The 2,176-nt window shown below is 52.4% G+C and carries 1 protein-coding gene; it reads left to right on the forward strand.

Annotated elements, in window-relative coordinates; translation table 11 throughout:
* The first annotated feature begins 114 nt into the window (after positions 1-114).
* Positions 115-2,100, forward strand: coding sequence for a CHASE2 domain-containing protein (locus HWQ67_RS16920; RefSeq protein ID WP_218253863.1), 1,986 nt, complete (start codon positions 115-117; stop codon positions 2,098-2,100).
* Positions 2,101-2,176 lie beyond the last annotated feature (76 nt).

Here is a 2,176-nt window from a genome sequence, read left to right on the forward strand (position 1 = left end):
AGGGCGGCTCCGCCCCCTCCTCAGACCTCCCCCGCAAGGGGGCCAGCCCCCTTGACCCCATAAGGCTGGTGACGTTATACATGTTTATGCTCGGTTACTTATCTCCACTGTGACATGAAACGAGTCCTATTTCTTATAGCACTGGTATCGACACTGACATTTGCTGTGCTGGAGGTCTATGACCCCGTGATCATACGAGACAAGCTCGAGACAAAGACGTATGACCTCAGGATGCTTCTTTCATGGAGACTGAAGGCGTATCACCCCACTACAGAGATAGTCATCGTGTACATAGATGAAAAGAGCATTGCCGATATTGGCAGATGGCCCTGGCCGCGCAGCGTCATGGCTGAGTTAATTGGCAGGATATCGGCGGACAAGCCCAGGGTCATCGGCATAGATATCATGTTCAGCGAGCGGCAGGACACCGAAAATGACGCCAGACTGGCAGAGGCTATAAAGGATGCGGGCAATGTTGTCCTGGCCACTGCCTTCATGGTGCCAACGGGCAGAGAGGAGGTCAGGGTTGCCCCGGAAATATCTGATTATCTGTGGGACTCTGCCTTTATGACGGTCAAGAGCGTATCGGGCATCGACTGGAAACTATGGGCCGTAAAGGCGGACAAGGTCAACCTGCCAATTGCCAAAATAGCCGCACACGCATCCCTGGGACACGTCTACTCCAACCCCGACCTCGATGGCGTAATGCGCTGGGTGTACCTGTATCTCAATTATGGCGTTGACTGCTACCCGCACTTTGCCCTGCAGGTGGCGCGTATTGCAGGGGGGACTGACATCAAGGACATGGCGCTCTTTGGTGGTTCCGGCATCAGGCTTGGACAACAGTTCATCCCCACCGGCCTCAATGGCAAGGTGCTGATACACTACCTGCCACCGGAGAAGGACTACCCCTCGGTACCGGCATCGGAGGTGCTTAGGGGGACAAGGCCCAGGGGGATGTTTGCCAACAAGATTGTCCTGCTTGGCACCTCTGCCCTTGCCACATATGATGTGATGGTTACGCCGTTTTCGGCAAACACACCCGGGGTGGCCATCAACGCAAACGTCGTAGAGAACATCCTGCACAACAGTTTTCTTAAAAAAAGCCCCGGTGTTATAGAGTTGACCTTTATCATTATCACTGGTATTTTTTTAGGGTTGTTGTTGCCGAGGTTGGGTGCGTTGGTTGGCTCTGTGGTTTCGATACTGTTAATGGTGTGTTATGTTACAGTGGGCATTTATCTCCTGACATATGCGGGGATATGGATAAACTACACGTATCCACTTACGAATATGTTTCTGATATTTTTTTCGCAGACACTGGTCAAGTTCTTCCTGGAGGAACGGAGGGCCAGGGATATAAAGAGGATGTTTTCCAGATATGTCTCCCCCAAGATAGTGGAGGAGCTTATCAACCACCCCGAAGAGGCCCACCTGGGTGGACACAAGAGGCTCATTACGGTGTTGTTTTCAGACATTGCCGGCTTTACGAATCTCTCCGAAAACCTTTCCCCTGAGGAGGTGGTGGGCAGACTCAATGAGTATTTCACGGAGATGGTAGGGCTGATATTTCAGTACAATGGCACCTTGAACAAGTTCATCGGGGATGCGCTGATGGCGTTCTGGGGGGCGCCGCTGTCACAGCCAGACCAGGCCGAGCTTGCGGTCAAGTGCGCACTGCACATGATCACCCGTATAGAGGAACTTCAGGCCAAGTGGCGTGCCGAGGGCAAGATAATCATTGACATCGGCATCGGTCTCAACACCGGAGAGGTGCTGGTGGGTAACATCGGGGCAGAGGGTATGCAGATGGATTACACGATCATTGGAGACGACGTAAATCTCGGCTCCCGGATTGAGGCGCTGACACGAAAATACAAGACCCACCTGTTGATTTCGGAGTTTACCGTGCAGTTGCTCAGAGAGGGGATCGCCAATGGCAAGATAAAAGGTCTCTCCGTGCGAGGCATAGAAAAGGTCGTGGTCAAAGGCAAGAAAAAACCCGTAACCATCTACGAAGTCACCTCACTCGACCCCGAAACCCCCGCCATCCTCACCGAACCCCAGGAAGACAGAGTCGTACAGTACAAGGAAAAATAACTCAACGTTCGCACCTGTTCAGCAAAAGTCGAAAAAATGCCGTGTGCTGGGTGCATAAGAAAGTAGTTGGTGGCTT

Origin of the sequence: Candidatus Magnetobacterium casense (assembly GCF_019173545.1) — a bacterium.
GTDB classification, from domain to species: Bacteria; Nitrospirota; Thermodesulfovibrionia; order Thermodesulfovibrionales; family Magnetobacteriaceae; genus Magnetobacterium; species Magnetobacterium cryptolimnobacter.

Bases quoted from the DNA above. Each gene is read 5' to 3' on its own strand.
- HWQ67_RS16920 (WP_218253863.1), top strand. From the start codon at position 115: ATGAAACGAGTCCTATTTCTTATAGCACTGGTATCGACACTGACATTT.